Annotated in this window: 22 protein-coding genes and 1 pseudogene; 9 read left to right on the forward strand and 14 right to left on the reverse strand. The window is 52.2% G+C overall.

Annotated elements, in window-relative coordinates; all coding sequences use genetic code 11:
• Window positions 1-2 precede the first annotated feature (2 nt).
• Entirely contained in the window at window positions 3-545 is a 543-nt protein-coding gene (locus tag BLW37_RS02470; RefSeq protein ID WP_091338902.1) for a Spy/CpxP family protein refolding chaperone, read from the reverse strand.
• A 145-nt stretch (window positions 546-690) separates the two neighbouring features.
• Between BLW37_RS02470 and BLW37_RS02475 the strand changes: the two genes are divergently transcribed.
• The 3 genes from BLW37_RS02475 to BLW37_RS02485 are packed head-to-tail and all read left to right on the forward strand — an operon-like array spanning window position 691 to window position 3,759.
• Complete coding sequence (locus BLW37_RS02475; RefSeq protein ID WP_091338905.1) at window positions 691-1,392, forward strand: response regulator transcription factor; 702 nt, start codon at window positions 691-693, stop codon at window positions 1,390-1,392.
• The gene (locus tag BLW37_RS02480) at window positions 1,386-2,777 is read left to right on the forward strand and encodes an ATP-binding protein (protein ID WP_091338908.1); all 1,392 of its coding nucleotides are present in this window, start codon (window positions 1,386-1,388) and stop codon (window positions 2,775-2,777) included. The genes BLW37_RS02475 and BLW37_RS02480 overlap by 7 nt, the downstream gene beginning before the upstream one ends.
• Window positions 2,764-3,759, forward strand: coding sequence for an alpha/beta fold hydrolase (locus BLW37_RS02485; protein WP_091338911.1), 996 nt, complete (start codon window positions 2,764-2,766; stop codon window positions 3,757-3,759). Before BLW37_RS02480 ends, BLW37_RS02485 begins: the two co-directional genes overlap by 14 nt.
• 9 nt (window positions 3,760-3,768) lie before the next feature.
• On the opposite strand, the gene BLW37_RS02490 is transcribed toward BLW37_RS02485, so the two are convergent.
• A complete protein-coding gene (locus BLW37_RS02490) occupies window positions 3,769-4,233 on the reverse strand; it encodes a tRNA (cytidine(34)-2'-O)-methyltransferase (protein WP_091338914.1) in 465 nt (154 codons plus the stop codon).
• Window positions 4,234-4,621: 388 nt separating this feature from the next.
• On the opposite strand from BLW37_RS02490, the gene BLW37_RS02495 reads away from it, so the two are divergent.
• On the forward strand, window positions 4,622-6,310 hold the full coding sequence (locus BLW37_RS02495) for a sensor domain-containing protein (RefSeq protein WP_171907523.1): 1,689 nt from the start codon (window positions 4,622-4,624) through the stop codon (window positions 6,308-6,310).
• 63 nt (window positions 6,311-6,373) lie between these two features.
• Here BLW37_RS02495 and secB read toward each other — a convergent pair whose 3' ends face one another.
• From secB to BLW37_RS02510, 3 genes are read right to left on the reverse strand one after another with little or no spacing between them, the layout of a single operon-like run.
• Window positions 6,374-6,871, reverse strand: a complete 498-nt coding sequence (gene secB, locus BLW37_RS02500) for a protein-export chaperone SecB (RefSeq protein WP_091338921.1) — start codon at window positions 6,869-6,871, stop codon at window positions 6,374-6,376.
• A gap of 28 nt (window positions 6,872-6,899) precedes the next feature.
• Entirely contained in the window at window positions 6,900-7,154 is a 255-nt protein-coding gene (grxC, locus tag BLW37_RS02505; RefSeq protein WP_091338924.1) for a glutaredoxin 3, read from the reverse strand.
• 7 nt (window positions 7,155-7,161) lie between these two features.
• Window positions 7,162-7,593, reverse strand: a complete 432-nt coding sequence (locus tag BLW37_RS02510) for a rhodanese-like domain-containing protein (RefSeq protein ID WP_091338927.1) — start codon at window positions 7,591-7,593, stop codon at window positions 7,162-7,164.
• A 161-nt stretch (window positions 7,594-7,754) separates the two neighbouring features.
• Here BLW37_RS02510 and gpmM point away from each other — a divergent pair, with 161 nt between their 5' ends.
• From gpmM to BLW37_RS02525, 3 genes are all read left to right on the forward strand, one after another.
• Window positions 7,755-9,299: a 2,3-bisphosphoglycerate-independent phosphoglycerate mutase gene (gene gpmM, locus BLW37_RS02515; RefSeq protein ID WP_091338930.1), complete on the forward strand. Its 1,545-nt coding sequence runs from the start codon at window positions 7,755-7,757 to the stop codon at window positions 9,297-9,299.
• A 3-nt stretch (window positions 9,300-9,302) separates the two neighbouring features.
• Window positions 9,303-10,433 carry a murein hydrolase activator EnvC family protein gene (locus BLW37_RS02520; protein WP_091338932.1) on the forward strand — a complete coding sequence of 377 codons (1,131 nt, stop codon included), beginning with the start codon at window positions 9,303-9,305 and terminating at the stop codon, window positions 10,431-10,433.
• Window positions 10,434-10,569: 136 nt separating this feature from the next.
• Window positions 10,570-11,343, forward strand: coding sequence for a divergent polysaccharide deacetylase family protein (locus BLW37_RS02525; protein ID WP_091338936.1), 774 nt, complete (start codon window positions 10,570-10,572; stop codon window positions 11,341-11,343).
• Between the two features lie 57 nt (window positions 11,344-11,400).
• On the opposite strand, the gene BLW37_RS02530 is transcribed toward BLW37_RS02525, so the two are convergent.
• Together BLW37_RS02530 and rpoH are read right to left on the reverse strand one after the other, a co-directional pair.
• The gene (locus BLW37_RS02530) at window positions 11,401-11,781 is read right to left on the reverse strand and encodes a hypothetical protein (RefSeq protein ID WP_091338939.1); all 381 of its coding nucleotides are present in this window, start codon (window positions 11,779-11,781) and stop codon (window positions 11,401-11,403) included.
• A 125-nt stretch (window positions 11,782-11,906) separates the two neighbouring features.
• The gene (gene rpoH, locus BLW37_RS02535; RefSeq protein WP_091338942.1) at window positions 11,907-12,758 is read right to left on the reverse strand and encodes an RNA polymerase sigma factor RpoH; all 852 of its coding nucleotides are present in this window, start codon (window positions 12,756-12,758) and stop codon (window positions 11,907-11,909) included.
• Window positions 12,759-12,941: 183 nt separating this feature from the next.
• Between rpoH and BLW37_RS02540 the strand changes: the two genes are divergently transcribed.
• Complete coding sequence (locus BLW37_RS02540) at window positions 12,942-14,150, forward strand: EAL and HDOD domain-containing protein (protein ID WP_091338945.1); 1,209 nt, start codon at window positions 12,942-12,944, stop codon at window positions 14,148-14,150.
• 14 nt (window positions 14,151-14,164) lie between these two features.
• Here the strand turns inward: BLW37_RS02540 and ftsX are convergent, their stop codons facing one another.
• From ftsX to ftsY, 3 genes are read right to left on the reverse strand one after another with little or no spacing between them, the layout of a single operon-like run.
• Entirely contained in the window at window positions 14,165-15,145 is a 981-nt protein-coding gene (ftsX, locus tag BLW37_RS02545) for a permease-like cell division protein FtsX (protein WP_245785580.1), read from the reverse strand.
• Entirely contained in the window at window positions 15,142-15,825 is a 684-nt protein-coding gene (gene ftsE, locus BLW37_RS02550) for a cell division ATP-binding protein FtsE (protein WP_091338948.1), read from the reverse strand. The genes ftsX and ftsE overlap by 4 nt, the downstream gene beginning before the upstream one ends.
• Window positions 15,826-15,827: 2 nt before the next feature.
• Window positions 15,828-17,021, reverse strand: a complete 1,194-nt coding sequence (gene ftsY, locus BLW37_RS02555; protein ID WP_091338951.1) for a signal recognition particle-docking protein FtsY — start codon at window positions 17,019-17,021, stop codon at window positions 15,828-15,830.
• A 79-nt stretch (window positions 17,022-17,100) separates the two neighbouring features.
• On the opposite strand from ftsY, the gene rsmD reads away from it, so the two are divergent.
• Window positions 17,101-17,688 (forward strand): 16S rRNA (guanine(966)-N(2))-methyltransferase RsmD, encoded by a 588-nt coding sequence (gene rsmD, locus BLW37_RS02560; protein ID WP_091338954.1) that lies wholly within the window; start codon window positions 17,101-17,103, stop codon window positions 17,686-17,688.
• On the opposite strand, the pseudogene rnr reads toward rsmD, so the two are convergent.
• The 4 genes and pseudogenes from rnr to BLW37_RS02580 form a co-directional block, all read right to left on the reverse strand.
• Window positions 17,685-20,051 (reverse strand): annotated as a pseudogene (rnr, locus tag BLW37_RS02565) (ribonuclease R). The gene rsmD and the pseudogene rnr sit on opposite strands and share 4 nt — an antisense overlap.
• Window positions 20,052-20,116: 65 nt before the next feature.
• Window positions 20,117-20,752 (reverse strand): tetratricopeptide repeat protein, encoded by a 636-nt coding sequence (locus BLW37_RS02570; RefSeq protein ID WP_091338956.1) that lies wholly within the window; start codon window positions 20,750-20,752, stop codon window positions 20,117-20,119.
• 121 nt (window positions 20,753-20,873) lie between these two features.
• Window positions 20,874-22,274 carry a S41 family peptidase gene (locus BLW37_RS02575; RefSeq protein WP_171907524.1) on the reverse strand — a complete coding sequence of 467 codons (1,401 nt, stop codon included), beginning with the start codon at window positions 22,272-22,274 and terminating at the stop codon, window positions 20,874-20,876.
• A gap of 88 nt (window positions 22,275-22,362) precedes the next feature.
• On the reverse strand, window positions 22,363-23,664 hold the full coding sequence (locus BLW37_RS02580) for an adenylosuccinate synthase (RefSeq protein WP_091338962.1): 1,302 nt from the start codon (window positions 23,662-23,664) through the stop codon (window positions 22,363-22,365).
• Window positions 23,665-23,703: the final 39 nt, after the last annotated feature.

The raw sequence follows: 23,703 nt of genomic DNA on the forward strand, positions 1-23,703 counted from the left end.
TTTTAACTGCTGGTGTGCCGCCCAGATCGCCGCTGGGTCTGGCGCTCAGACTTTGATTGCTGCCACTGTTCACGTTGCTCAGGGGTCAGCAGTTGCCACAGCTGGTGGCGAAATTCCAGCATGGCTAACTGGTGCTCAAGTTGCTGTTGCTGGCGCTGTTCCAGCAGCAAGCGCGCAGCCGTGGCATCAAAATTATCGGCCTGAACCAGTTGCTGCAGTTGTTGCCGCTGTGCACGCTGCTCAGCCCGATCGCCATGCTGTGCCCGCTGTGCCTGGCGTAATGCCTGCAGTTGCTGCGTTTGCTCATCCGAAAGAGCCAGTTGGCGATACCCATGCCCTCCAGCTCCATGGCGGTGGTATCTACTGTCTTGCCGGCTGAAGTCTTGCTTCATGCCAGCGCGCTTGGCGCTGTGCTGCCAACGCTTGCCATGGGGTTGCGGCTCTGCAGTCACGGACTCTGCCGCCAGCTCAGTGGCCAAAGTTGGTACTGCTGCCATACTGAGCGAACTGGCCATGAATAGCGAAATTAGTGTGGTTAGTTTCATGATTTGTCTCCTTTGCCTGACGATTTCAGATTAACAGGCTGAATGCAAAGCAGTGCAAAGGCAGTGTAAAGATTCAGTAAAGGCCTGTTCGCTGTGCCGGGATGGCGTTAGACTGATACCAGTGCACTGAAGAGAAGTAAGCCTGATGAACCGCATTCTGATGATCGATGACGATGTCGCTCTGACTGAGCTGGTCAAAGACTACCTGCAGCTGGATGGCTTCGAGTTTGATGCCAGCCACGATGGGCCGGCCGGCCTGGAGCGCGCTAAAAGCCAACAGCATGACTTGCTGCTACTGGATGTGATGCTGCCAGGCATGGATGGTTTTAGCTTGTTGCAGCAGCTGCGCAAAACCAGCAATTGTCCTGTGTTGATGCTGACTGCCCGTGGCGATGAGATAGACCGAATTGTTGGCCTGGAACTGGGTGCTGATGATTACCTGGCCAAGCCGTTTAACCCAAGAGAGTTGGTCGCACGTATCAAAGCGATTTTTCGTCGCATCGAACTGGTGCAGCAGAACAAAGAACGCCAAGTGACCACCATCACAGTGCACGATCTGCAACTGGATAGTGCCAGCCATCAGCTCACAGTACAACAGCAACTAGTGCAACTGACAGCCACCGAGTTTCAGCTGCTGGATTATTTGATGCGGCGGATGGGCCAGGTCATCAGCAAAGAAGAATTAAGCAAGCAGGTACTGGGGCGCAGCCTACAACTGCATGATCGCAGCCTGGATATGCACCTAAGCAACATTCGTCGCAAACTGGCACAGCACAGTGCGCAAGAATACATTCAGACATTGCGCGGCAGTGGTTTTCGCTTTGTGCCGGAGTCTGATCCATGTTAAAAAACCCGCTGCACTATTTGGCCAGCCGGATTTTTCTCTGGTTCTGGCTGGTGATCCTAGCCACAGTGGCAGCCACCTTACTGATTGCCCGAGGCCTGCCCGAGCAAACCGAGATCCGGCGACTGCCGCCACCAATGCAGCACCAGTTGCATGCGGCAGCCCGCTTTTACAGCGATGCCGACTCACTGGCTGATTTACTGCAACGCCTTGAGCGTCGCCGCCAGGGTCGCTGGCTGCTGGTAGACCCAGAGCAGCAGCAAGTACTCAATCCGGCAGGGTTACCAAGGCAGTTTGACCACAACTGGCTGACCGAGCTGTCTGATCTAGAGCAACCAAGACTACTGCATCACTCCAATCTGTTTCTTGCTGGCCCGGTCGCCATCGAGGTAGAAGGCCGTGCTTTGGTGTTGTATCAGCAGCGGCAACGCCCAGAACAACCCTGGTGGCAACTGAGCGCACTGCCACAATCCTTGTTATTGCTCAGCTTATTTCTGATTTCTGCCATTGCCAGTTTGTTTTTGGCGATTTCCATTACACGGCCACTGCGCGAACTGTTGCACAGCTATCAGTGCTTTGCTGCTGGCGAGCTGGCTCAGCGTAGCAGCAAACTGGCACAACGCAATGATGAACTTGGAGCTTTGGGCCGGGGGTTTAATGCGATGGCAGAGCGAATTAGCGGCTTACTCCAGGGGCAGCAGCGCTTGCTGCGCGATGTGTCGCATGAACTTCGCACCCCTTTAACCAGAGCGCAGCTGGCGCTGGCATTGGAAGAGCGTCAGGGAGAAGGCAAACAGCTACCACGTTTGCAATACGAGCTGGAGCAAGTGGATGCCCTTTTGGATGAACTCCTAACCTACAGCCGACTCAACAGTGGTCATTATCCACTTGAGCTTGAGCCACTGGATCTATCCGAGTTATTGCAGCAACTGGTAGACAGCAGCCAATTAGAAGCACAACATAAACAACAGCAAATCAGTCTGGACTGCCCTGCACTGGTCGAGCGAATGGCTGACAAGCGCTTGCTTAGCAGAGCACTGGAAAATATCTTACGCAATGCATTGAAATACAGCCCTGCAGGCAGCACCATCCATTGCCAGTTAGGCGAAAACGCAGCTCAGTTACAAATCAGCATCTGCGATCAGGGTCCTGGGGTGCCGGTATCCGAACTGGAGGCTATCTTCACGCCCTTTTACCGGGTCAGCCACAGTCGCAGCAGTAAAACTGGCGGTTTTGGTCTTGGTCTTGCAATCGCCGCTGAGTCTGTCCGCCTTCATGGCGGTAAGCTGCAAGCTCGGCTAAATCAACCCGCGGGGCTTTGCCTGGTGCTGACCTTACCTGGAAACTGCAGTTCAACTGTAAAGGAGCCAATCGATGCCAACAAGTGACCAGTCGAACACAGAGAACCCAGTGCAGCAAGACTGGTTGCATCACTGGCAACCATTATGGCAACAAATGCAGCACGAAAAAATGCTCAATCAACGCGGGCAGGTCTTGCACTACAGCTGCTTCCGACTGCCGAACGCGACTACAGCTATCGTTATCAGTGCCGGTCGGATCGAAATGGCCGTAAAATACAGTGCGGTGATTTTTGAGCTGGTGCAGGCCGGCTACAGTGTCTACATTCTAGATCATCTGGGACAGGGTGCCTCAGCGCGTGAGCTGAGCAATCCGCATAAAGGTCATATCGGCACCTTTGATCATTACAGCGATGACTGGCAGTTTTTTATGCAGCAAGTCGTCATCCCAAGCCAACACCAACGCTATCTGGCTTTATGTCATTCGATGGGCTCCGCGATCTTTGCCAACTACTTGCTGCGCTATCCACAACATCCATTTGCAGCTGCCGTGCTGTGCTCACCGATGTTTGGTATCTACTCAGGACCTATCCCTTTTGCTGCCGCCCTACCAGTGATACGGGCGCTGCGCTGGATCAACCGGCAGCTGTCGGCTCAGAGCTGGTATTTACCCGGTCAGGGCAATTACCGGCCCGATCCGTTTCCTGCCAACCGCCTCACCAATTGCCCCCAACAGTACCAATGGCTGCTTTCGCTGTATCAGGCCGAACCGACTCTGCAACTCGGCGGCGTGACGCTCGACTGGTTGTTGGCCGCCGATCAGGTGATGCAGCGTTTGGCAACGACCGGACACAGTATTGAGCTCCCTCTACTGGTTCTTCAGGCAGGTGCTGATCGGGTGGTGGATAATAAAGCACAACAGCGGTTTGTTGCGCAGCGGCCCGAGCTACGCGAACTAAAAGTTCTGACTGGGGCTAAGCACGAGTTACTGCTGGAACAAGCCAGTATCCGGAAACAGACCATGCACGCAATACTGCAGTTCTTTGCCCACTATCGGACAGTGCAAGAATGACACCGGCTCTCAACTCCCGCCAACAAAGCCCTGCTGACGCCAGGCCTCGTAACTGATAATAGCGACCGCATTCGCCAGGTTCAGGCTACGGCTACTTTGTTGCATCGGAATACGAATACGCTGACTGGCAGGAAAGGCATCCCTAATGGCATCCGGTAAACCCGAAGTTTCAGAGCCAAACAACAGCACATCGTCTTGCTGGAACGCCACCTGATGGTAGCTATGACTGCCTTTGGTGGTGCAGGCCAGGATCCGACGCGACCCGATAACTGCCTGAAATTCAGCGTAATTGGCATGCCGGTGTACCCGGGTCAGATCATGGTAATCCAGTCCAGCCCGGCGTAGCTTTTTTTCCTCCAACTCAAACCCCAGCGGCTCTATCAGGTGCAGCTGAGCGCCTAGGTTGGCGCATAAACGGATGATATTTCCAGTATTTGGCGCAATTTGTGGCTCAAAGAGGGCGATTTCAAACATAGAACCTCAATAATGGTGGAAAAGACCTTTAAAAAAGCAGAAATATAACAGATAAAGGGCAGACTGACATCCGCTCTACCCATTAGCTGTAAAGGCTTTTGACAGTAAACGTCACTTTAGTTTGCACTAAAATACTCTTTTCGATTTATTGTCTGGAAAACTGCATTAAAAGTTGCAATCTTTTGGCCGTCAGCGCTATAGTTAACGTTCAGATTTTGGTCAACACAGGGATGTTGTTACTATGGCGCAGCTCGGCCGCATTTTTTGCACTGCCACTCTCCTCCTTGTGAGCGGTCCTGCTTTTGCCTTTCCCGTCTCATCCTCCACAGTCCCTTTTTACGTGTTGCTGCTCATCTTTGTTGTGCTGAGTCTCTCGCTCTGGTTCAAATTGCATCGTGCAAATCAAGTCGCCAGCCAGCTGCATAATTTTATCCACCAACATCAGGATGCCGTCTGCCTTCTGGACGCAGAACTGGACATCCAGCAAGTAAACCCTGCATTTTGCCGGATTACCGGCTTTCGCAAAGAACAGGTCATTGGGCAGCCCCTGAGAGTATTTAACAGCCAGGGGGAGCCTGAAGACATTGCTTACACTATTCAAAAGTCCCTGCTAAAACGCCAGTTCTGGCACGGTGATATCTGGAGCCGCAAAGCCAACCAACAAGTATTTGCACTGGATTTATCCATCAGTTGTTTGCGACCGGCTACCAAATCCAAACCAGCTTTGTATCTGGCAACCTTTGCCGACATCAGCACCCGCAAAATGAATGAATTGGAATTGCGCCGAGTCAATACCAAGGATCCTGGCACCAGACTGCCCAACCGGGCTGTGTTCATGGACTATCTGGAACGTGAGCTGCAATCAGTCACAGAACAACACCCAGTCTTTGCGGTGATGATCCTGCAACTCAATTCAGACGCAGATAACATGCCACAAAATCTTCCTTTGGTTGAGTTAGCCACAGCGATTCGCTCGCAGTTACCAACAGGGGTGTTGCTGGCCCGATTAAGCACCAACGAATTTGGCATTTTGTTGCCAGCTTACCTGGCCAGTCAACGATTGGATCTGCACTGTTATCGACTGGCCCGCCAAGTCATGACTGCACTGGAGCGTTCAACCGTAGAGCCGGCCCTGACACCTGCGATGGGAATCGCCTTGTACCCGAATGATGGTCATAGTTACGATCAATTGTTACGAAGTGCTGATCATGCCCTGCAGCGAGCTCGTTCAGCAGCCTCCCCTATTCAACTTTTCCATCAGGCGTCCCTGCCACGCTCCAGTGATTCATTTTTGCTTGAACAAGAGCTGCAATCAGCCTTGGAGAATCAGGAAATACGACTCAGCTTCCAACCCAAGCTGTGTGTTAGCAGCAATCGGGTCACAGGTCTGGAAGCTTTGGTGCGCTGGCAGCACCCACAGCGAGGATTGCTGTTACCTGCTCAGTTTCTGAGTATCGCAGCAGAAAGTGATAGCATCATTCATCTGGACCACATGGTATTGCAGCAAGCCTGTGAGCATGTAAAACACTGGAATAATACGGGTTTAATGCGTGGTCGACTCGCCTTGAACATTGCCAGCAGGACATTCTTTCAACCGGATTTTCTGCCTTATTATCTGCAGCAACTACAACAACACAATCTTCAGCCAGAGCAGTTTGAGCTGGAATTGGACCAGACCATCCTGGAACAACAACCCGAACAAAGTAAACGTATTTTGCACAGCGCCAAAGAAGCCGGGTTTTTCCTGGTGCTCGATCGTTTTGGATCCGGTTTATCTGCCTTGCAGCACCTACGTGATTACTCCTTCGACCAAATCAAAATTGATGGCAGCCTCATCCAAAAACTGGAGCAATCAGAGTTGGATCGCAATCTCACAGCCAGTCTGATTCGAATTGCAGGCTATCTGCAGCTGGGGGTAGTCGCCTGCCAGGTAGAAAACGAGATGCAGGCTTATCTGTTGCATGTGATGGGCTGCGAAACCATTCAGGGGCATGTATTCAGTAAAGCGGTGCTACCTTCGGAACTGGCTACAGTCATTGCCCGAGAATCCCGAGCCATTCGCCAGCAAACAGGCTAATTGCTTTTTGACCAAAAAAAACGCGCTGTGACTGACAGCGCGTTTTTTATTGGCTTTGCAAGCTTAGTTAAGCTGCGATGCTTCACCTGCTTCAGCCTGACGCTGTTGCACATACTGAGCAAACAAAGCATCAAAATTTACCGGTGCCAGGTTCAGCTGCGGGAAAGTACCCCGGTTAACCAGGTTAGAGACAGCCTCACGTGCGTACGGGAACAAAATGTTCGGGCAGAACGATGCCAGCATATGCGCCAATTGGTTTTCAGGCAGTTGCGCAATGCTGAAAATACCCGCTTGCTGCACTTCACACAAAAATGCCGTTTCTTCACCCACAGTGGTGGTAACCGTCAGGGATAAAACCACCTGATAGACATCATCTTCCAGCTTATCGCTACGGGTATCTAAATCCAACTTTACCTCTGGCTTCCACTCTTTGCGGAAAATAGCAGGCGCATTTGGCGCTTCAAAAGAAATGTCTTTCACAAAGATACGTTGAATGGCAAATTGCAGTGCCTGTGGGTCCTGTTGCTCGTTTGCAACGCCGTTTGCTTGTTGTTCGGCCATGATAAGTCCTAAAATTCTAAGTCAATAATTAATCTAACAGCGGGTCCAGTTTACCGGCTGCATCCAGAGCAACCAGATCATCGCAACCGCCAATGTGCTGATCATTGATAAATATTTGCGGTACCGTGCTTCGTCCGCCCGCTTTTTCAATCATCTGTGGGCGCAATTCAGGTTGCACATCAATGCGAAACTCCTGAAAATTGACCTTTTTACTGTTGAGTAATGCCACTGCGCGTACACAATAAGGGCAATAAGCTTTGGTGTAAATAGTTACGTCTGCCATGAGTTCCTCACTTTGCGCGAACAACTGGCAGGCTTGCGCCAAGCCAACTGTTCATTCCACCTTGCAGCACTGTCACCTCGCTGCAACCTTGTTTTGCAAGTGCAGACGCAGCTTTTTGTGCTGAAACGCCAGCCTGACATACCACAATAATGGGGGTGGCTTTCAGCTTTTCAAGGCCTTTGGCCTGGCCTTGCACAATGTCGTTCAGTGGCAGGTGTTTCGCAGCTGTGATATGGCCTTTTTTGTAGTCAGCCTCCGGGCGAATGTCCACCACCGTGGCGTTCTGCCGGTTTACCAGCATGGTCAGCTCGGTGGGGCTTACCAGTTTAATGCTGGAAAAACGGGATTTGATCATGCCGAAAATCAACATAAATGCCAGCGCAGCCCAGATCAGACTTAATATAAGGTTGTTACCGATAAACTCTATCCACTGCTCCATGACGCTCTCTTGCACTCTTGCCAAATTGAAAGAGCAAGAGTATATACCCAAGTAACCTCCAGATGCTAGTTTCAGAGTCGCTTCAGGGCTGCAGCCGGCAGAAAAAACAGGTAAGATAAAGCATTCAGATTGACGCATCATCCAATGGAGAAACCGACAGCATGAGCATGGCAAAAAAACCGTTAGTATTGATGATTCTAGATGGTTGGGGTTACCGTGAAGACAAAGACGCCAATGCCATTGCTCAGGCCAGCACCCCTGTGATGGATCGACTGTGGCGGGACTACCCCCATACCCTGATTTCAGGTTCGGGTATGGATGTTGGCCTGCCCCATGGTCAAATGGGTAACTCCGAAGTTGGCCACGTCAACCTGGGTGCCGGCCGGGTGGTTTATCAGGATTTTACCCGGGTCACTAAAGCCATCGAAGATGGCAGCTTCCAACAAAACACAGTGTTACAGCAAGCCGTCGCCCAGGCTGTCGAAGCGGACGGTGCTGTGCATGTAATGGGCTTGTTGTCACCTGGCGGTGTGCACAGCCATGAAGACCATCTACTGGCGATGCTGGAGATGGCCAGAGCTCAGGGTGCTAAAAAAGTCTACCTGCACGCCTTTTTAGACGGCCGAGATACGCCTCCACGCAGTGCCGAAGCCTCCTTACGGCGTGTTCAGGACTACTTTGAGCAAGCGTCTTGTGGCCAGATTGCGTCTATTGTAGGCCGTTATTACGCCATGGACCGAGACAACCGCTGGGAGCGTGTAGAGCAAGCCTACCGCCTGCTGACTCAGGGCCTGGCCGAGTACCAAAGCGGCGATGCCCTCAGTGCTTTGCAACAAGCCTATCAACGTGAAGAAAACGATGAGTTTGTGAAACCAACCGCTATCACTGATGCTGCCGGCGATGTGATCCGGATGCAGGATGGCGACAGCCTGATCTTTATGAACTTCCGGGCCGATCGTGCCCGTCAACTAAGCCAGGCTTTCATCAATGCAGATTTCTCCGGCTTTGATCGTGGCCAGCGCCCGAAACTGAGCCAGTTTACTATGCTGACCGAGTATTCCGCTGATCTGGCTGCGCCAGCGGCATTTCCGCCAGAGAGCCTGGATAATGTGCTCGGAGAGTGGCTTGCCAAGCATCAGAAAACCCAACTACGAATTTCTGAAACGGAAAAGTACGCTCACGTTACCTTCTTTTTTAGCGGTGGCCGGGAAGACGTGTTCCCCGGCGAAGAACGCATTTTGATCCCCTCGCCGCAGGTGGCTACCTACGATCTGCAACCGGAAATGAGCTCGGAAGAATTAACCGATCAGCTGGTCGCCGCCATTCACAGTGGCAAGTACGATGTGATTGTTTGCAACTACCCCAATGGCGATATGGTGGGCCATACCGGTATTTTGTCGGCAGCCATCCAAGCTGTTGAGGCGGTCGATCACTGCATTGGCCGGGTGGTAGAAGCATTGCAGCAGGTAGGAGGCGAATGCCTGATCACCGCCGATCATGGCAACGCCGAGCAAATGACTGATCATCAGTCCGGTCAGGCACATACCGCCCATACCAGCTGTCCTGTGCCACTGATTTATGTGGGTCGTTCGGCAACAGCAGCCAGCAAAGGCATTCTCAGTGATATAGCCCCAACCATGCTACGACTGATGGACATGGCCATACCCGCCGAGATGACAGGCCACAACCTGTTTGAACTGAACTAACCCATGCCAGCGCTTAAGCTGCTTCTACTGACTAGTTTGCTGCTGTTTACCACTGCACTGCAGGCTCAGGATCCCCGCGCCAGCTCAGAGCAAGAGCTGGCCGAGGTGCAAGAGAGCATCCGCCAGACAGAACAGCGACTAAAGCAACAACAGCAGGCGTTACAACAAGCCGAACACCTGCTGCAGCAAGCGGATCGAACCCTTGCCACTGCCAGTCAGCAAGTACAGCAACAGCAACAAGCCCTGGGTGATACCGAGCAACGGCTGCAACAACTGGTTGCCGAGCAAGCACAGCTAGAGCAAGACTTTGCCAGACAACAGCAGCAACTGGCTGCGCAACTGCGTAGTGCGTATCAACTGGGTCAACATGATTATACCCAGCTGCTACTCAATCAACAGGACGCCAGTCAGCTGGAGCGGGTACTCACTTATTACCAGTATTTTAACCGGGCACGGATGCAGCAATTAAGCGCGATCCGCAGTACCGCAGCCCAATTAGAAAGCGTTCAGGCAGAGCTGCAATCCCGCCAGGAACTACTGGAACAACAACTGCAAAGCCTGCAACAGCGCCAGGAGCAGTTGCAACTGGCCCGCACCGAACAACAGAGCACGGTTCGTTCGTTACAACGCCTGCTGGAAGAACAAGGCCAACAACTCAGTTATCTGCGCCAAAATGAAAGCAGCCTGCAAGCGACTATCGATGCCTTAAAAGCCCGGGCCCAACAAGTTCAGCTCTCTGGTTTAACCGCGCTTAAAGGCCAATTGCAATGGCCATTACAAGGTCGGTTACTGCAACGCTTCAATGAATTGCGTCAGGGTGGCTTGCGCTCTCGCGGCATCCTGATTGAAGGTGCAGAAGGCAGTGCAGTTAGTGCCATTGCTAACGGCCAAGTGATCTACGCCGATTGGCTTAAAGGTTATGGTTGGGTGCTGGTACTGGATCATGGTGAAGGCTTTATGAGCCTGTATGGCCACAACCAGAATTTACTTAAAGAGCCTGGAGAACAAGTGATGGCGGGTGAGCAAATTGCTCTGGTCGGTCGCAGCGGAGGCCAGGCAACACCGGGAGTGTATTTTGAGATCCGTGACAAGGGTGAAGCGGTCAATCCACAGAGCTGGTTGCAGAGTCGTTAGCAGCAGGCGGCCATTCGGTTAAATGGTAAAATTTGGACTTTCCCTGGTCAAAAAACGACTTATAATGAAAAAAACGAGCTCGAGGTGAAGTGCTAACCAGTGCTCTCGCCACCAACAATAAGAACGAACGCGACCTGTGCACGGATTACTAAAACTGCTTTTGCTTTGTTTGCTTGTCTGCTGCACCAGCGTAGCGGCCAAACCGCAAATTGCCATTATCATCGATGATATTGGCTACCAACGCAGCGATCTGGATATGGTGCGTCTGCCCTACCCTCTGACCATCGCTGTATTGCCTTTTACCCCTTATGGTCAACAATCCGCCCAGCTGGCCTACAGCCAACGCAAAGATGTGATGCTGCACATGCCGATGCAGGCCAGCAACGGCAAAGCCCTAGGCCCCGGCGGTCTGACCCGCGATATGAACCGGGTAGATTTTACCCGCCAGCTCAGCTACGCCCTGCAAGACATTCCTTACGCCATCGGCGTCAATAACCATATGGGCAGCCTGCTGACAGAGCTGGACCAACCAATGAGCTGGCTGATGCAGTATCTAAAACAGCGGCAATTGTTTTTTGTCGATAGCCTGACCACCGTCCATAGCCGGGCCCGCTTTCAGGCCGAACAGCATGGCGTCACCAATTTAAGCCGGCATGTGTTTCTGGATAACGATGTCAGCGAAGATGCCCTGCAGCAGCAATTTGACCTGCTGATCCGCATCGCCAAACGGCACAACAGAGCCATTGCCATCGGCCACCCTTACCCCGAAACCTACCGCTTTTTGCAACAGCGTTTAGCCGAACTCCCCGAACTCGGAGTCGAGCTGGTACCCATTTCAGCCTTTTTACCCGAACATCACCGGGTGATTGCCGCCGGCTACACCGCTCCGGCTATCGCTGCGCTGGAATAGCAAGCAGCCGGACTGCCATATCAAAAGCGCTTCGTTAGCAAAACACATGGCAATGGTTCAGTCACTGGCCTGCAGCAAATCATGAAACTGTTTACCAAAATTAATCATACCAGGCTTGAAAGGATCCAGCCCTTGCGAAGAAGCAAATTGCAGGGCGTACGCATGTGCCTCATCAGCGACAATACTGATGATTAAAGCGTCTTCAAAGTCCGCCACCGTTTTTCCCATTGGCCGCAGATAGGCGGCTAGTTGCTGCTTGTCTACAGCAAACGTTTGTAGCTGTTTTTCAAGATCCGCAAGACTACGATCCCTGATCTGCTCCAGCGCAATATTATGGCTATGCGTTACACTAAGATTAACCTCAACCACATTCAATTTAAGTAACACCAAACCCAGCACCACCAGCAATCCAAAATAAATGCCCTGCCGTTTTGTCATCAAAACATCCTCTATTTATCAAATAATAATTAGCTCATGAGTTACCGATTGGATAATGACTCACAATAAAAGCTTTGCGCAAAAAAAACCACCGCATGCGGTGGTTTTCAAAAAAGTAGTTCTACTCAGCTCATGGCGGCTTGCAATTTTTTCATGGCATTTTTTTCCAGCTGGCGTACTCGCTCGGCGGAGACCTGGTAACGCTCGGCCAGTTCCTGCAGCGTCATCTTGCTTTGTGCCAGCCAACGCGCCTGGATAATGTCCTGGCTGCGCTCGTCCAGCGTGCGCAGGGCCGCATGCAGCTGGTCGTGGGCCATATCACCGGATTGCTGGTCCTGCACCTGGCTAGCCAGATCCGAGCTTTTATCTTCCAGGTAATAAGCCGGCGCGGTGTAGGCCTGGTCGTCATCGCCTTCTGGCGCGTCGAATGGCATGTCGTAGTTGCTCATGCGTGATTCCATCTCGCGCACTTCATGCTCAGCCACGCCTAAAGATTCGGCCACATGCTTTACTTCATCCTGGCTGAACCAGCCCAGGTGTTTTTTCGATTTACGCAGATTGAAAAACAGTTTGCGCTGCGCCTTGGTGGTGGCAATTTTCACAATGCGCCAGTTTTTCAGTACGTACTCGTGAATTTCGGCTTTGATCCAGTGCACCGCAAACGAAACCAGACGCACCCCAACAGAGGGGTCAAAGCGTTTAACCGCTTTCATCAGGCCAATGTTGCCTTCTTGCACCAGGTCGCTGACCGGCAAGCCATAGCCTGAATAGCTGCGGGCAATATGCACCACAAAACGTAAATGCGACATGATAAGCTGACGGGCGGCTTCTAAATCACCATGCTGATGCAAACGCTCAGCTAAGCCCTTCTCTTCTTCCGCGCTTAACATCGGAATGGAGCTAACCGTCTGGGTATAGGCTTCAAAGCTGCTGCTTGCGCCTAAGGTCAGGGTCATAAGTTCAGATGATTTTGTCATGCTGGGCTTCCATCCATCTCAAATTGAAAAGTATCTTAGCACTCTTTGACGGAGAGTGCTAATTTTAGTTTCCGCTTTGTCAGAATTAATTTGTCTAAGGCCTGGATCTTCATAGCCATCAGTAATATACGGCAGGAAAAAATTGCATTACACTGGACTGACGACGGAAAAGGGCTCCATGCTATGTACGGTTTTGTAGCGCGCCAACCTATTTTTGATAAAGAGCTACAGCTGCTTGGCTATGAGCTGCTGTTCCGGGATGATGATCACAACCGCTTTCCAAACATCGATCCGGATGAAGCCACCAGCCGATTGCTGTCTGAGCAACACCTGCTGTATGGCCTGGAACGTATTACCGGCAATAAACTGGCTTTTATTAACTTTGCTGAAGACAGCTTGCTGTACCAATTTCCAACGGCACTCGATCCAAGCAAAACCGTGATTGAAATTCTGGAATCGGTGCACTTTAGCAGCGAACTGCTCACCGCTTGCCGTGAGCTGCACAAACAGGGCTATCAGCTGGCACTGGACGATTTCACTTTTCATTCACAGTGGCAGCGCTTAATGCCTTATATCAGTTATCTGAAAGTCGACATCAGGCAAAACCCTATGGATGGCCTGGCAGCAAAGCTGGCAGAACTTAAGGACTTTCAGGGTAAATTTCTGGCCGAAAAAGTCGAAACCATGGCTGAGTTTGAGCAACTGCAACAGTTGGGCTTTGATTATTTCCAGGGGTATTTCTTTGCCCGGCCTGAAATGCTCAAACACAAACGCCTTGGCCATCACCAGATGCACCTGCTGTCGCTGATTGCCGAAGCGGCTGAGCCGGAGCTGGATTTTGATAAACTGGTGCAGATCATGGAGCGCGATCTGGGGTTATCCTACAAGCTGCTGCGTTTTATCAACAGCGCTTATTACGCCCGCTCTAAGCCAATTCAGTCGCTTAAGCATGCCATGGTGTTCATGGGCGAAGTGGAGCTGAAAAAGTTCATCGCTCTGGTTGCTCTATCCAATCTGGCAGAGCATAAGCAGCCCGAACTGCTCAAATTATCCATTATCCGTGCCCGTTTTTGTGATCTGGTAGCCAAAGCCGCAGGCCACACTGAGCTGCAATCCAGTGCTTTTTTGACTGGTATGCTGTCATTGATTGATGCCCTGCTGGAGCAGCCGCTGGATCATGTGTTATCCCAACTGCCGCTGGAGGAGTGCATCAAACAAGCTTTATTGCAGCAGCAAGGGCCGCTCGGCCAACCACTGAAACTGATCCTGGATTACGAGCAAGCTAACTGGCAGCGATACGAAGACGTTGCTGACCAGCTGCTCCCGGCCAAAACCGATATCCGGGCTTTGTACCTGGATGCCCTGGATTGGGCCGAGCAGCTGCAACTCTAGCAAAACCTCTAACGTCAGGGACCACTGGGCTCAATGGCGTGAATATGACGACTGACAGAAATGTAAGAGCCCGCTAATCCCAGCAACACCGACAGTAACAACAACGCCAGAAACTCGCTAAAACTCATTGTCATCAGGGTGAAATGACTCTGGTATAAATCGGTGATCTGGCCGATAGCCCCTTCCAACCACCACACCATCAACTCCACCACCAGAAAAGCCAGCAAACCGCCAAAAACGCCAAACCAGACGCCGGTGTACAAAAAAGGTCGCTGGATAAAGGCATCGGTGGCCCCGACCAGCTTCATCACTTCAATTTCTTCTTTTTTATTGATAATGGACAAGCGAATGGTATTGCCAATAATCAATAGCACTGCGGTTAGCAGCAACAGTGCGATAGCCAGCACCGCCTGGCGCATGAGTAGCAAGATAGCATCCAGCCGTTCCAGCCAGGCAATATCCAGCTTGCCAAAATCAACAATCCGCTCTTGCTCTATGCGCCTGCGCAATTGTTCGGCTGCCTGCGGCTGGGTATGGCGTGGCAATACCAGAATCACATTGGGCAGCGGGTTATCATCCAGCAGTTGCAGTGCCTGACCAAAGCCCGATACTTGCTGAAACTCTGCCATAGCATCGCTTTTGGAAATAAAACGCACCTGCTCGATATCCGGATCAGCACTCAGCATGGTGACCAGTGTGCTGATTTGGGTATCGCTGGCGTCATCTTTGATAAAAAAACTGATCTCGGCGGCCTGAGTGAAGCTACCACTGATACTTTGCACGTTTTTTACCAGCAAATGCAGCGTCGTTGGCAGGGTCAGGCTGACACCAAGCACCGCTATGGTCATCAGCGATGCCAGCGGTGTGCGCCACAGTTCACCCAGGCTGCCAATGCACTGACGCAGGTGCTGCACCCAAAACATCAACCAGCGCTGCAATGGATGGATCTGTTTGCTGCTGGCACCAGCCGCCCGACCGGAAAACAGAATACTCACAGTGGCTCCTCGTATTGCAATAAGCCATCATTGATCATTTTGCCCTGCTTTAACGTCAGGGTACGGTACCGCATCCGTGCTACCAGGCTGTGATCGTGGGTGGCAATCAGTACCGACACACCAACCTGATTAAAGGCTTCAAATACCCGCATAATGTCTTTCGACAACTCGGGGTCAAGGTTACCGGTCGGTTCATCAGCCAGCAGCAGAGGTGGCTTATTTACAACAGCGCGGGCAATGCCTACCCGTTGCTGTTCACCACCGGACAGGGTTTCCGGCAGGCAGCGCACTTTATCAAGCAAACCGACTTTATCCAGCGCCGCATGCACCCGCTTGACCATCTCTTTGCCGGTAAAGCCTTCTATCACCAAAGGCAGTGCCACATTATCGAACACGGTATGTTCCATCAGAAGGCGGTGATTCTGGAAAATAATGCCGATATCACGCCGGATAAAAGGCACCTGCGAGCGACGGATGCGCTTTAAATCAACATTGTTGATCAACACCCTGCCACTGGTAGGACGCTCGATCAGGCTGATCAATTTCAGCAAGGTACTTTTGCCAGCTCCCGAGTGGCCGGTTAAAAACGCCATTTCGCCTTTGGCCAGCTCGAAACTGATGCGATCCAGCGCGATAAAGCCACCGGGATAACTTTTACTGACCTGATCGAACGTCAGCATACTCAGGAGTCCTTGTTAAACAGTGCCTGGATAAAGTCGGTGCTGTGAAAGGTACGCAGGTCATCGATCCCTTCACCGACCCCAATATAACGGATAGGGACCTTAAACTGATCGGCAATGGCAAAGATCACCCCACCTTTGGCGGTACCATCCAGTTTGGTCAGGCTGATGCCGGTTAAAGGCACCGCCTGATTAAAAATGCGCGCCTGACTTAACGCATTCTGCCCGGTGCCGGCATCCAGCGTCAACATCACTTCATGCGGGGCATCCGGCTGAATTTTTTGCAGCACCCGAACAATTTTCTTCAGCTCCTCCATCAGGTGCGCTTTATTCTGCAGCCGACCGGCCGTGTCAGCGATCAGCACATCAGCTTTGCGGGCTTTCGCGGCTTGGTAGGCATCGAAAATCACCGAAGCGCTGTCGGCGCCGGTATGCTGCGCCACCACCGGGATCTGGTTACGCTCGCCCCAGACCTGCAATTGCTCGACTGCCGCCGCACGAAAAGTATCCCCAGCAGCCAGCATGACGGTTTTGCCCTGCTGCTTAAACTGCTGCGCCATCTTGCCTATGGTGGTGGTTTTACCAACCCCATTAACACCAACCATCAGGATCACGAAGGGGCCATCCTTGTTGTCAGGTACCAGCGGTTGCTCGACATCCTGTAGCAAGGTTGCCATATCCTGCTGCAACTTCTGATACAGCAAGTCGGCATCTTTTAAGGCTTTGCGATCGGCGTGCTGAGTCAGTTGGCTGATTAGTTTCTGGGTGGTTTCCACTCCCACATCGGCCAGCAGCAACTGAGTTTCCAACTCTTCGTACAATTCATCGTCAATTTTCCTGCCAGAAAATAAACTGGCCAGGCCCGCCCCCAGGTTCTGACTGGTTTTGCTCAGCCCTTGCCGTAAGCGAGCCAGTAGACCTGGCTTATTGGCCTGGACTGGCTCAGGCTTACTTATCGTTTGCGGTGCAGGCTCAGCTTCAGAGCTGTTTGCTGGTTCGGCTTTTTCTTCAGTCTCTGAGCTTTGCATTGGCTCTGGAGTTTTGTCGACGGGCTCAGGGTTGTCGACTGGCTCAGGGCTGTCGACTGGCTCAGGGCTGTCTGCCGCCTCAGTTATCTCTGCTGGTTCAGTGCTGTCGGGCTTTGGCGCTTTCTTGCCAAAACCAAGCCAGGAGAAGAGTTTGGATTCTTTGCTCATAAGTCGGTGTCAGTGCACTTCAGATCGGGTAAAATTGGTGGTTATACTAGCATCTTCACTGACAGGCATAAACCATTAGATGAGACGACCAGCTGCAGCCAAAAAACCAGCCAGCCCGGGGCAAATCCGGATCATCAGCGGCCGCTGGCGGGGCAGGAAAATTCCGGTCGCCGATGCCGAAGGACTCAGACCCACCACCGATCGGGTGCGGGAGACTCTGTTTAACTGGCTCATGCAGGAAGTTGCGGAGCAGCGGGTCCTGGATTGCTTTGCCGGCAGCGGCGCTCTGGCGTTGGAAGCCTTGTCCCGTGAGGCCAGCTTTGCGTTGCTGCTGGAAAAAGACCGGCAGCAAGCTCAGCAACTCCATAGCCTGTGCCAGGGTCTCGGTGCCAACGCTCAGGTGCAACAAACCGATAGCCTGCACTATTTGCAACAAGGCTGTAGCCAGCCCTTTGATCTGGTGTTTATCGACCCACCGTTTCGTCAGCAACTGGCCGAGCCATGCTGCCAATTGCTGGAGCAACACGGCTGGCTCAGTGCCGAAGCCTGGATCTACCTTGAAACCGAGAAAGAGCTACCCTTGCAGGCGGTACCAGCCAACTGGCAGCTGTACCGGGAAAAAATCGCCGGCCAGCTAGCCTATCGTTTGTTCCGCCGTCAGCCTTAACTTTTCTTCTTAGCCTTCGGCTTACCTTTCCCGGCTGGCTTACCCGGCCGGCCTTTGGCTGCCGGTTTGGCTGCGACCGCCTTGCGCCTGGTACCTGCTGGCTTTTTCGCGCTTTTAACCACCACCTTACCAGGCAATGGTGAGGCCGGATCTTTGTCTTTGGCTTTGCCCTTACTACGGCGCGGTGTACCGCTTTCTTCCAGTGCAAGATCGATGGTGCGACTTTCTAAATTCACCGCCATCACCTTGACCTTGACCAGATCGCCCAGCCGGTAGCCCTGACGGGAATGTTCACCCATTAGTATCTGGCGCTCGGCATCGAAATGGTAGTAATCGTTTTTCAGTGAGGTCACATGCACCAGCCCTTCGATGTACAGCTCGGTTAACCGGATAAAGAGGCCAAAGCTGGTGACGGTGGAGACCACCCCATCGAACTCCATACCCAGATGATCCTGCATGTACTCGCATTTCAGCCAGTCCGATACTTCACGGGTAGCATCATCAGCCCGACGCTCAGTCATCGAGCAGTGCTCACCAAGTTGCTCCACCTGCTCAGGGCTGTATCGGTGAGCACCTTTGGTGCGCTGACCTTGCTGCTGCAAGATTGACTTAATGCTGCGGTGCACCACCAAATCCGGGTAACGCCGGATTGGCGAGGTAAAGTGCGCATAGGCAGGCAATGCCAGGCCAAAGTGGCCTTGGTTGTCGCCCTGATACACCGCTTGTTTCATCGAGCGTAATAAGGTGGTTTCAATCAGCTCGCGATCCGGCCGATCGGCCAATTTAGCCAATTCCTGCACTAACTGCAGCGGCTCGGGCTCATCCGGCAAGGTGGTTTCAATGCCAAGCTCGGCCAGGAAACGGCGGAAGTTGGCAAAACGATCCGGGTCAGGTTGCTCATGCACCCGATACAGCGCAGGCGTTTTGTGTTTCTCGAGGAAGCGCGCCGCAGCCACATTGGCCATGATCATACATTCTTCGATCAACTTGTGCGCATCGTTGCGGTGCACTGGCACAATCTGTTCAATTTTACGATGGCTGTTAAAGATAAAGCGGGTTTCCACCGTCTCAAATTCAATGGCACCTCGCTGCGCCCGGGTTTTCGCCAGCCGCCGGTACAGGCTGTACAAGGTTTCCAGTGCCGTCAGATTTGCTTCGTACTGCTGACGCAAAGCAAGATCGCCCTGCAAAATCGCATGGACCTTGCTGTAGGTCAGGCGCGCTTTCGAGTTCATCACCGCTTCAAAAAAGCGGTAATTCATCAATTTGCCATTGGCACCGATGTCCATCTCGGCCACCAGGCAAAGCCGGTCCACATGCGGGTTCAGCGAGCAGAGCCCGTTGGACAGTGCTTCTGGCAGCATAGGCACCACCTGATCCGGGAAGTACACCGAGGTACCACGTAATAAGGCTTCCTGATCCAGTGGTGTATCCACCTGCACATAGCTGCTGACATCAGCAATAGCCACCCACAGACGCCAGCCGCCATCATCACGCGGCTCGGCATACACAGCATCGTCAAAGTCGCGCGCATCTTCACCATCGATGGTGACAAAAGGCATGGCGGTTAAATCGACCCGGCCTTCTTTGTCGCCCGCAGCAACCTATTCGCCATAGTGGCTGACCTGTTTGCTCACCGCGTCTGGGAATTGGTGCGGGATTTGATGGTTGCGAATTGCGACTTCGATTTCCATACCAGGCGCCATATGTTCACCCAGCACTTCCAACACCCGGCCAACGGCATTCACCCGTTTGGTCGGCCGCTCAGTGATCTCAACCAGCACCACCTGGCCATGGCGCGCTTCGCCCTGGGCACCTTCAGGTACCACAATATCCTGACCAATGCGCGGATCATCCGGCACCACCACCGCCAGTGCATAATCGCGGTAATAGCGACCGACGACCGCTTCAGTGCGTGGTTCCAATACCCGCACAATACGAGCTTCAGTTTTTTGGCGGCCGCGGCTGCTTTCTGTCAAGGTGGCCAGTACCCTGTCACCATGTAGCAAGCGCTGCATCTCATGGTTTGGAATAAACCAATCCGGCCCGCCTTCATCCAGCTTTAAAAAACCAAAACCATCGCGATGACCAATCACCCGGCCCTGCTTCAGGTCCATTCGATCGACCAAACCATAACGCCGGTTCTTGGTAAAAATTAACTGGCCATCGCGCTCCATAGCACGCAGCCGTTTTTTTAAGGCGAAAATAGCATCGTCATCGGTCAGCTTTAACTCGGCAACCAATTCCTCAAAATAGGCAGGTTGTTGCCGCTTTTCGATGTGCTCAAGGATAAACTCACGGCTTGGGATCGGGTTGTCGTACTTTTCCTGCTCACGGGCAAGGAATGGATCTTTAATGGTCATGCATGACCCTTCTGTAACCTAACTAATCTTCAGTGTAACACCTTCAGCGTATCATTGTATGACATTCAAGACACCGGGCGGCGTGCCCGTTGCACCACCCGATCAGGCATCCGCTGTTCAAACTTACGCAGTAACTGGCTGATTTTCTGATGCGTTGTTCTATCCGCAGTCACGGAATGGTGCAACCAGCGATAGACCTGCTCGTAATCGCGCGGGCTGCCAACATCTCCAAGCAGGATCTCCGCCAACCGAATAGTAGCAGGTAAATTGCCAAGAGCAGCCGCTTCACGCAAATAGACGATGGCTTTTTCAGCATCGGGCTGCACAAAACGGCCGATGTGGTAATAACGCCCCACTTGCTCCAGCCCCTCCGGCAAGCCCTGAGCAGCGGCATCCTGCATCAACTGCCAACCCCGCTCAATATCCCGCGGCACACAAACCGCATAAGCGAGCATATCGCCCCACAAAAACTGATAAGCTGGAAGTTTCATAATATCCGCACGGGCTTCAATATCCCGTACCAGCTGGCAATCGTCGTCCTGTACCCGGCGCAAATGACTGTTGGTTCGGATCAGTGCCAACAACTCATCCTGGGTATACAGCTGCACGGCTTCCAACTGACGGATCCTGACTTCCTCTGCCCACCCAAGGCCACTTAGCAACATACTAGCGAACACTGCAGCACATAAAAACCGTCTCATCTTATCTCGCCTGGCTGGTTGATTGCAGAGCAACACCTCTGCACTTTTGCTACTTAGTATAAAAATATAGCAAAAAAAAGGCCAACTCTGTTGGTTGGCCTTTTTTACGCAGCTTCAGCGATTAGTGCTCATTCCACTGTTGCCAGAATGGCTGTGCCAGGTTTTGCTTAGGTGCCATCAGTCGCACCGGGCCTTCCGTTTGCAGCAACAAGGTGTCAAATAACTGCTGTGAGCTATCCGAGCAGCTACCGTTCGCTACATAATACAGTGCCTCCTTTAACAAGGCTTCTGAAGTGACCCCCCAATCACCTGGAATGGTTTCCCGGGCAGGGCAATTTGGCATCAGACCTTCAAAGTAGTCACCAAAACCGTCCGCATTCACTGTCTGGAAATTCACCGCAAACATCACCTGACGACCCGCATCGAAAAACTCCGGCTGTTGCCCAACGGGTTTGCCACAAGTTACCTCACCAACTTGCACCACATCGATAAAAGGAGATAAGGAGTTAATTAAAATTTCGCTAGAAGAACAAGAACCAGGCGTTGTGAGGACATACACGCGCTCTAGCCCTAGGGAAGTAAGATTCCTCAGCTCCACATTGCTGAACTGGGATGTTTGATTTTTATGGCTATTCTTATCATTGTAAGCAAAAGTCACAAACGTTTTCCCTTGCACCGCCGGCCAGGCAATTTGGGATGCAAGCTGGCTAGCCACCCGAATGAGGCCACCGCCGTTGTAGCGGACATCCACGACTAACTCATCAATACTTTGCTGTTTGAAGTAGCTAAATGCTTGCTCCAGTTCAGTTTCCGAGAGCTCAATAAAAGAATTAAACACCAGATAACCAACCCGCTTGTCTGCTTCTTCAATCACAGAGCGATGCAACACCGTATTGGTGGTGACTTCTCGCTTGATAAAATCGGATTGCATGACTGTGCCATCCGGTTTGGTCCAGACAAAATTGCGCATCACGCCATCATCATTCGGGCCAAACATATCGTCATTGGTGGCACGCCCCGCATCTATATCGGCATACCACTCGGCAATCGACTTGCCTTCAATCTCAGTGATGCGATCTCCACGACGCAAACCGTTTTCAGCAGCCGAACCATCGTCATAGACGAAACGAACCAGCAAAGCGCTGTCGTTATCGACGATACGGAATGACATGCCAAAGCCAAAAAAACGCGCATCGATAAAGCGCGACTGATAGTCCGCTGCCGACATGGTGTAGCTAAACCTGTCATTCGGCGCACTTAGCGCCTGCACCAACTGATTGGTGGAATTAAATTGTGTCAGATTGACCGTTTGTGGCATCTCGCGGTACCACAGATACTCACGATGCATCAGACAAAAAGCCTCAGCATTGGCCGTTACATACGAAGGGCAGTTGGCACCTGAAAATTGACTTTGGTTAGGTCCCGAAGGCGGTGGACCACTGATCGCACCAGAGGAACCTGAGCCTGAACCACCACAAGCAATCAACAAAAGTGATGCCAATACAACAAGATACAACTTCATTTTACTAACCTCATCTTTACCTGGTCTGCTATGATATAAAAAAAGCCGCCCAAGGGGCAGCTTTTTCAGAAACCTTAGATTACAAAAGTTAGGCCTTCGTAAAGGGGTGCCGTAAAGTAATCGTTTCATTTCTGTCCGGACCGGTCGAGATAATATCAATCGGCACACCGGTCAGTTCTTCCAACCGGGCAATGTAATTGCGCGCAGCTTGTGGCAAATCATCAACCGACTGACAACCAAAAGTACTGTCCTGCCAGCCTGGCATGGTTTCGTACACTGGCGTAACCTGCTCATAGCCCTCGGCTGCCAACGGCGGTACATCCAGCACGTCACCAGATGGCATCTTATAGCCGGTACAAATACTGACTGTCTCCAGCCCATCCAGCACGTCCAGCTTAGTCAGACAAAAACCGGAGATGCTGTTCAGCTGTACCGCCCGACGCACCGCGACCGCATCGAACCAGCCGGTGCGACGTTTACGGCCGGTAGTGGCACCAAACTCATGGCCTTTGACACCAAGATGCTCACCAGCAGCACAGTGCAACTCGGTTGGGAATGGACCTGCGCCAACCCGGGTGGTGTAGGCTTTAACAATACCCAGCACATAGTCCAGGTAACGAGGGCCAAAACCACACCCTGTAGCAACACCACCAGCAGTAGTATTGGACGAGGTCACGTAGGGGTAAGTACCGTGGTCAATATCAAGCAAAGTACCCTGGGCACCTTCAAACATAATGGCCTTGCCGTCGCGCCGTGCTTTGTCCAGCAAGTCGGTGACATCAGCCACCATGGCTTTCAGTGTATCGGCAATGGCCAGCGCATCATCCAAGGTTTTCTGATAATCAACCGCTTCTGCCTGGTAGAATTGCGTCAGAGTAAAGTTGTGCAGTTCCATCACGGTTTTAAGCTTTTCAGCAAACAGCTCCGGGTTGAACAAGTCCCCCACCCGCAGGCCTCGACGCGCCACCTTGTCTTCGTAGGCTGGGCCTATGCCACGACCTGTGGTACCAATAGCTTTGGCACCACGCGCTTTCTCACGGGCAATATCCAGAGCAACATGGATGGGCAGGATCAATGGGCAGGCTTCGCTCAGTACCAGGCGGTCTTTCACCGGGATACCTCGCTGCTCCAGCATGGCCATTTCTTTTAGTAGCGCTTCCGGTGATACCACCACACCATTGCCGATCACGCAAGTGACGTTGTCACGCAGAATGCCTGACGGGATAAGGTGCAGAACCGTTTTCTCACCACCAATTACCAGGGTATGACCTGCATTATGACCGCCCTGATAGCGCACCACATAGCTGGCTTTATCAGTTAACAAGTCAACGATTTTACCTTTACCTTCGTCACCCCATTGGGTGCCCAACACAACGACGTTTTTGGCCATGGTTCCTACAACATGGAAAAAAAATAGGCGTGGATTCTA

The sequence above is a fragment of the Alkalimonas amylolytica genome, assembly GCF_900107845.1.
GTDB classification, from domain to species: Bacteria; Pseudomonadota; Gammaproteobacteria; order Enterobacterales; family Alteromonadaceae; genus Alkalimonas; species Alkalimonas amylolytica.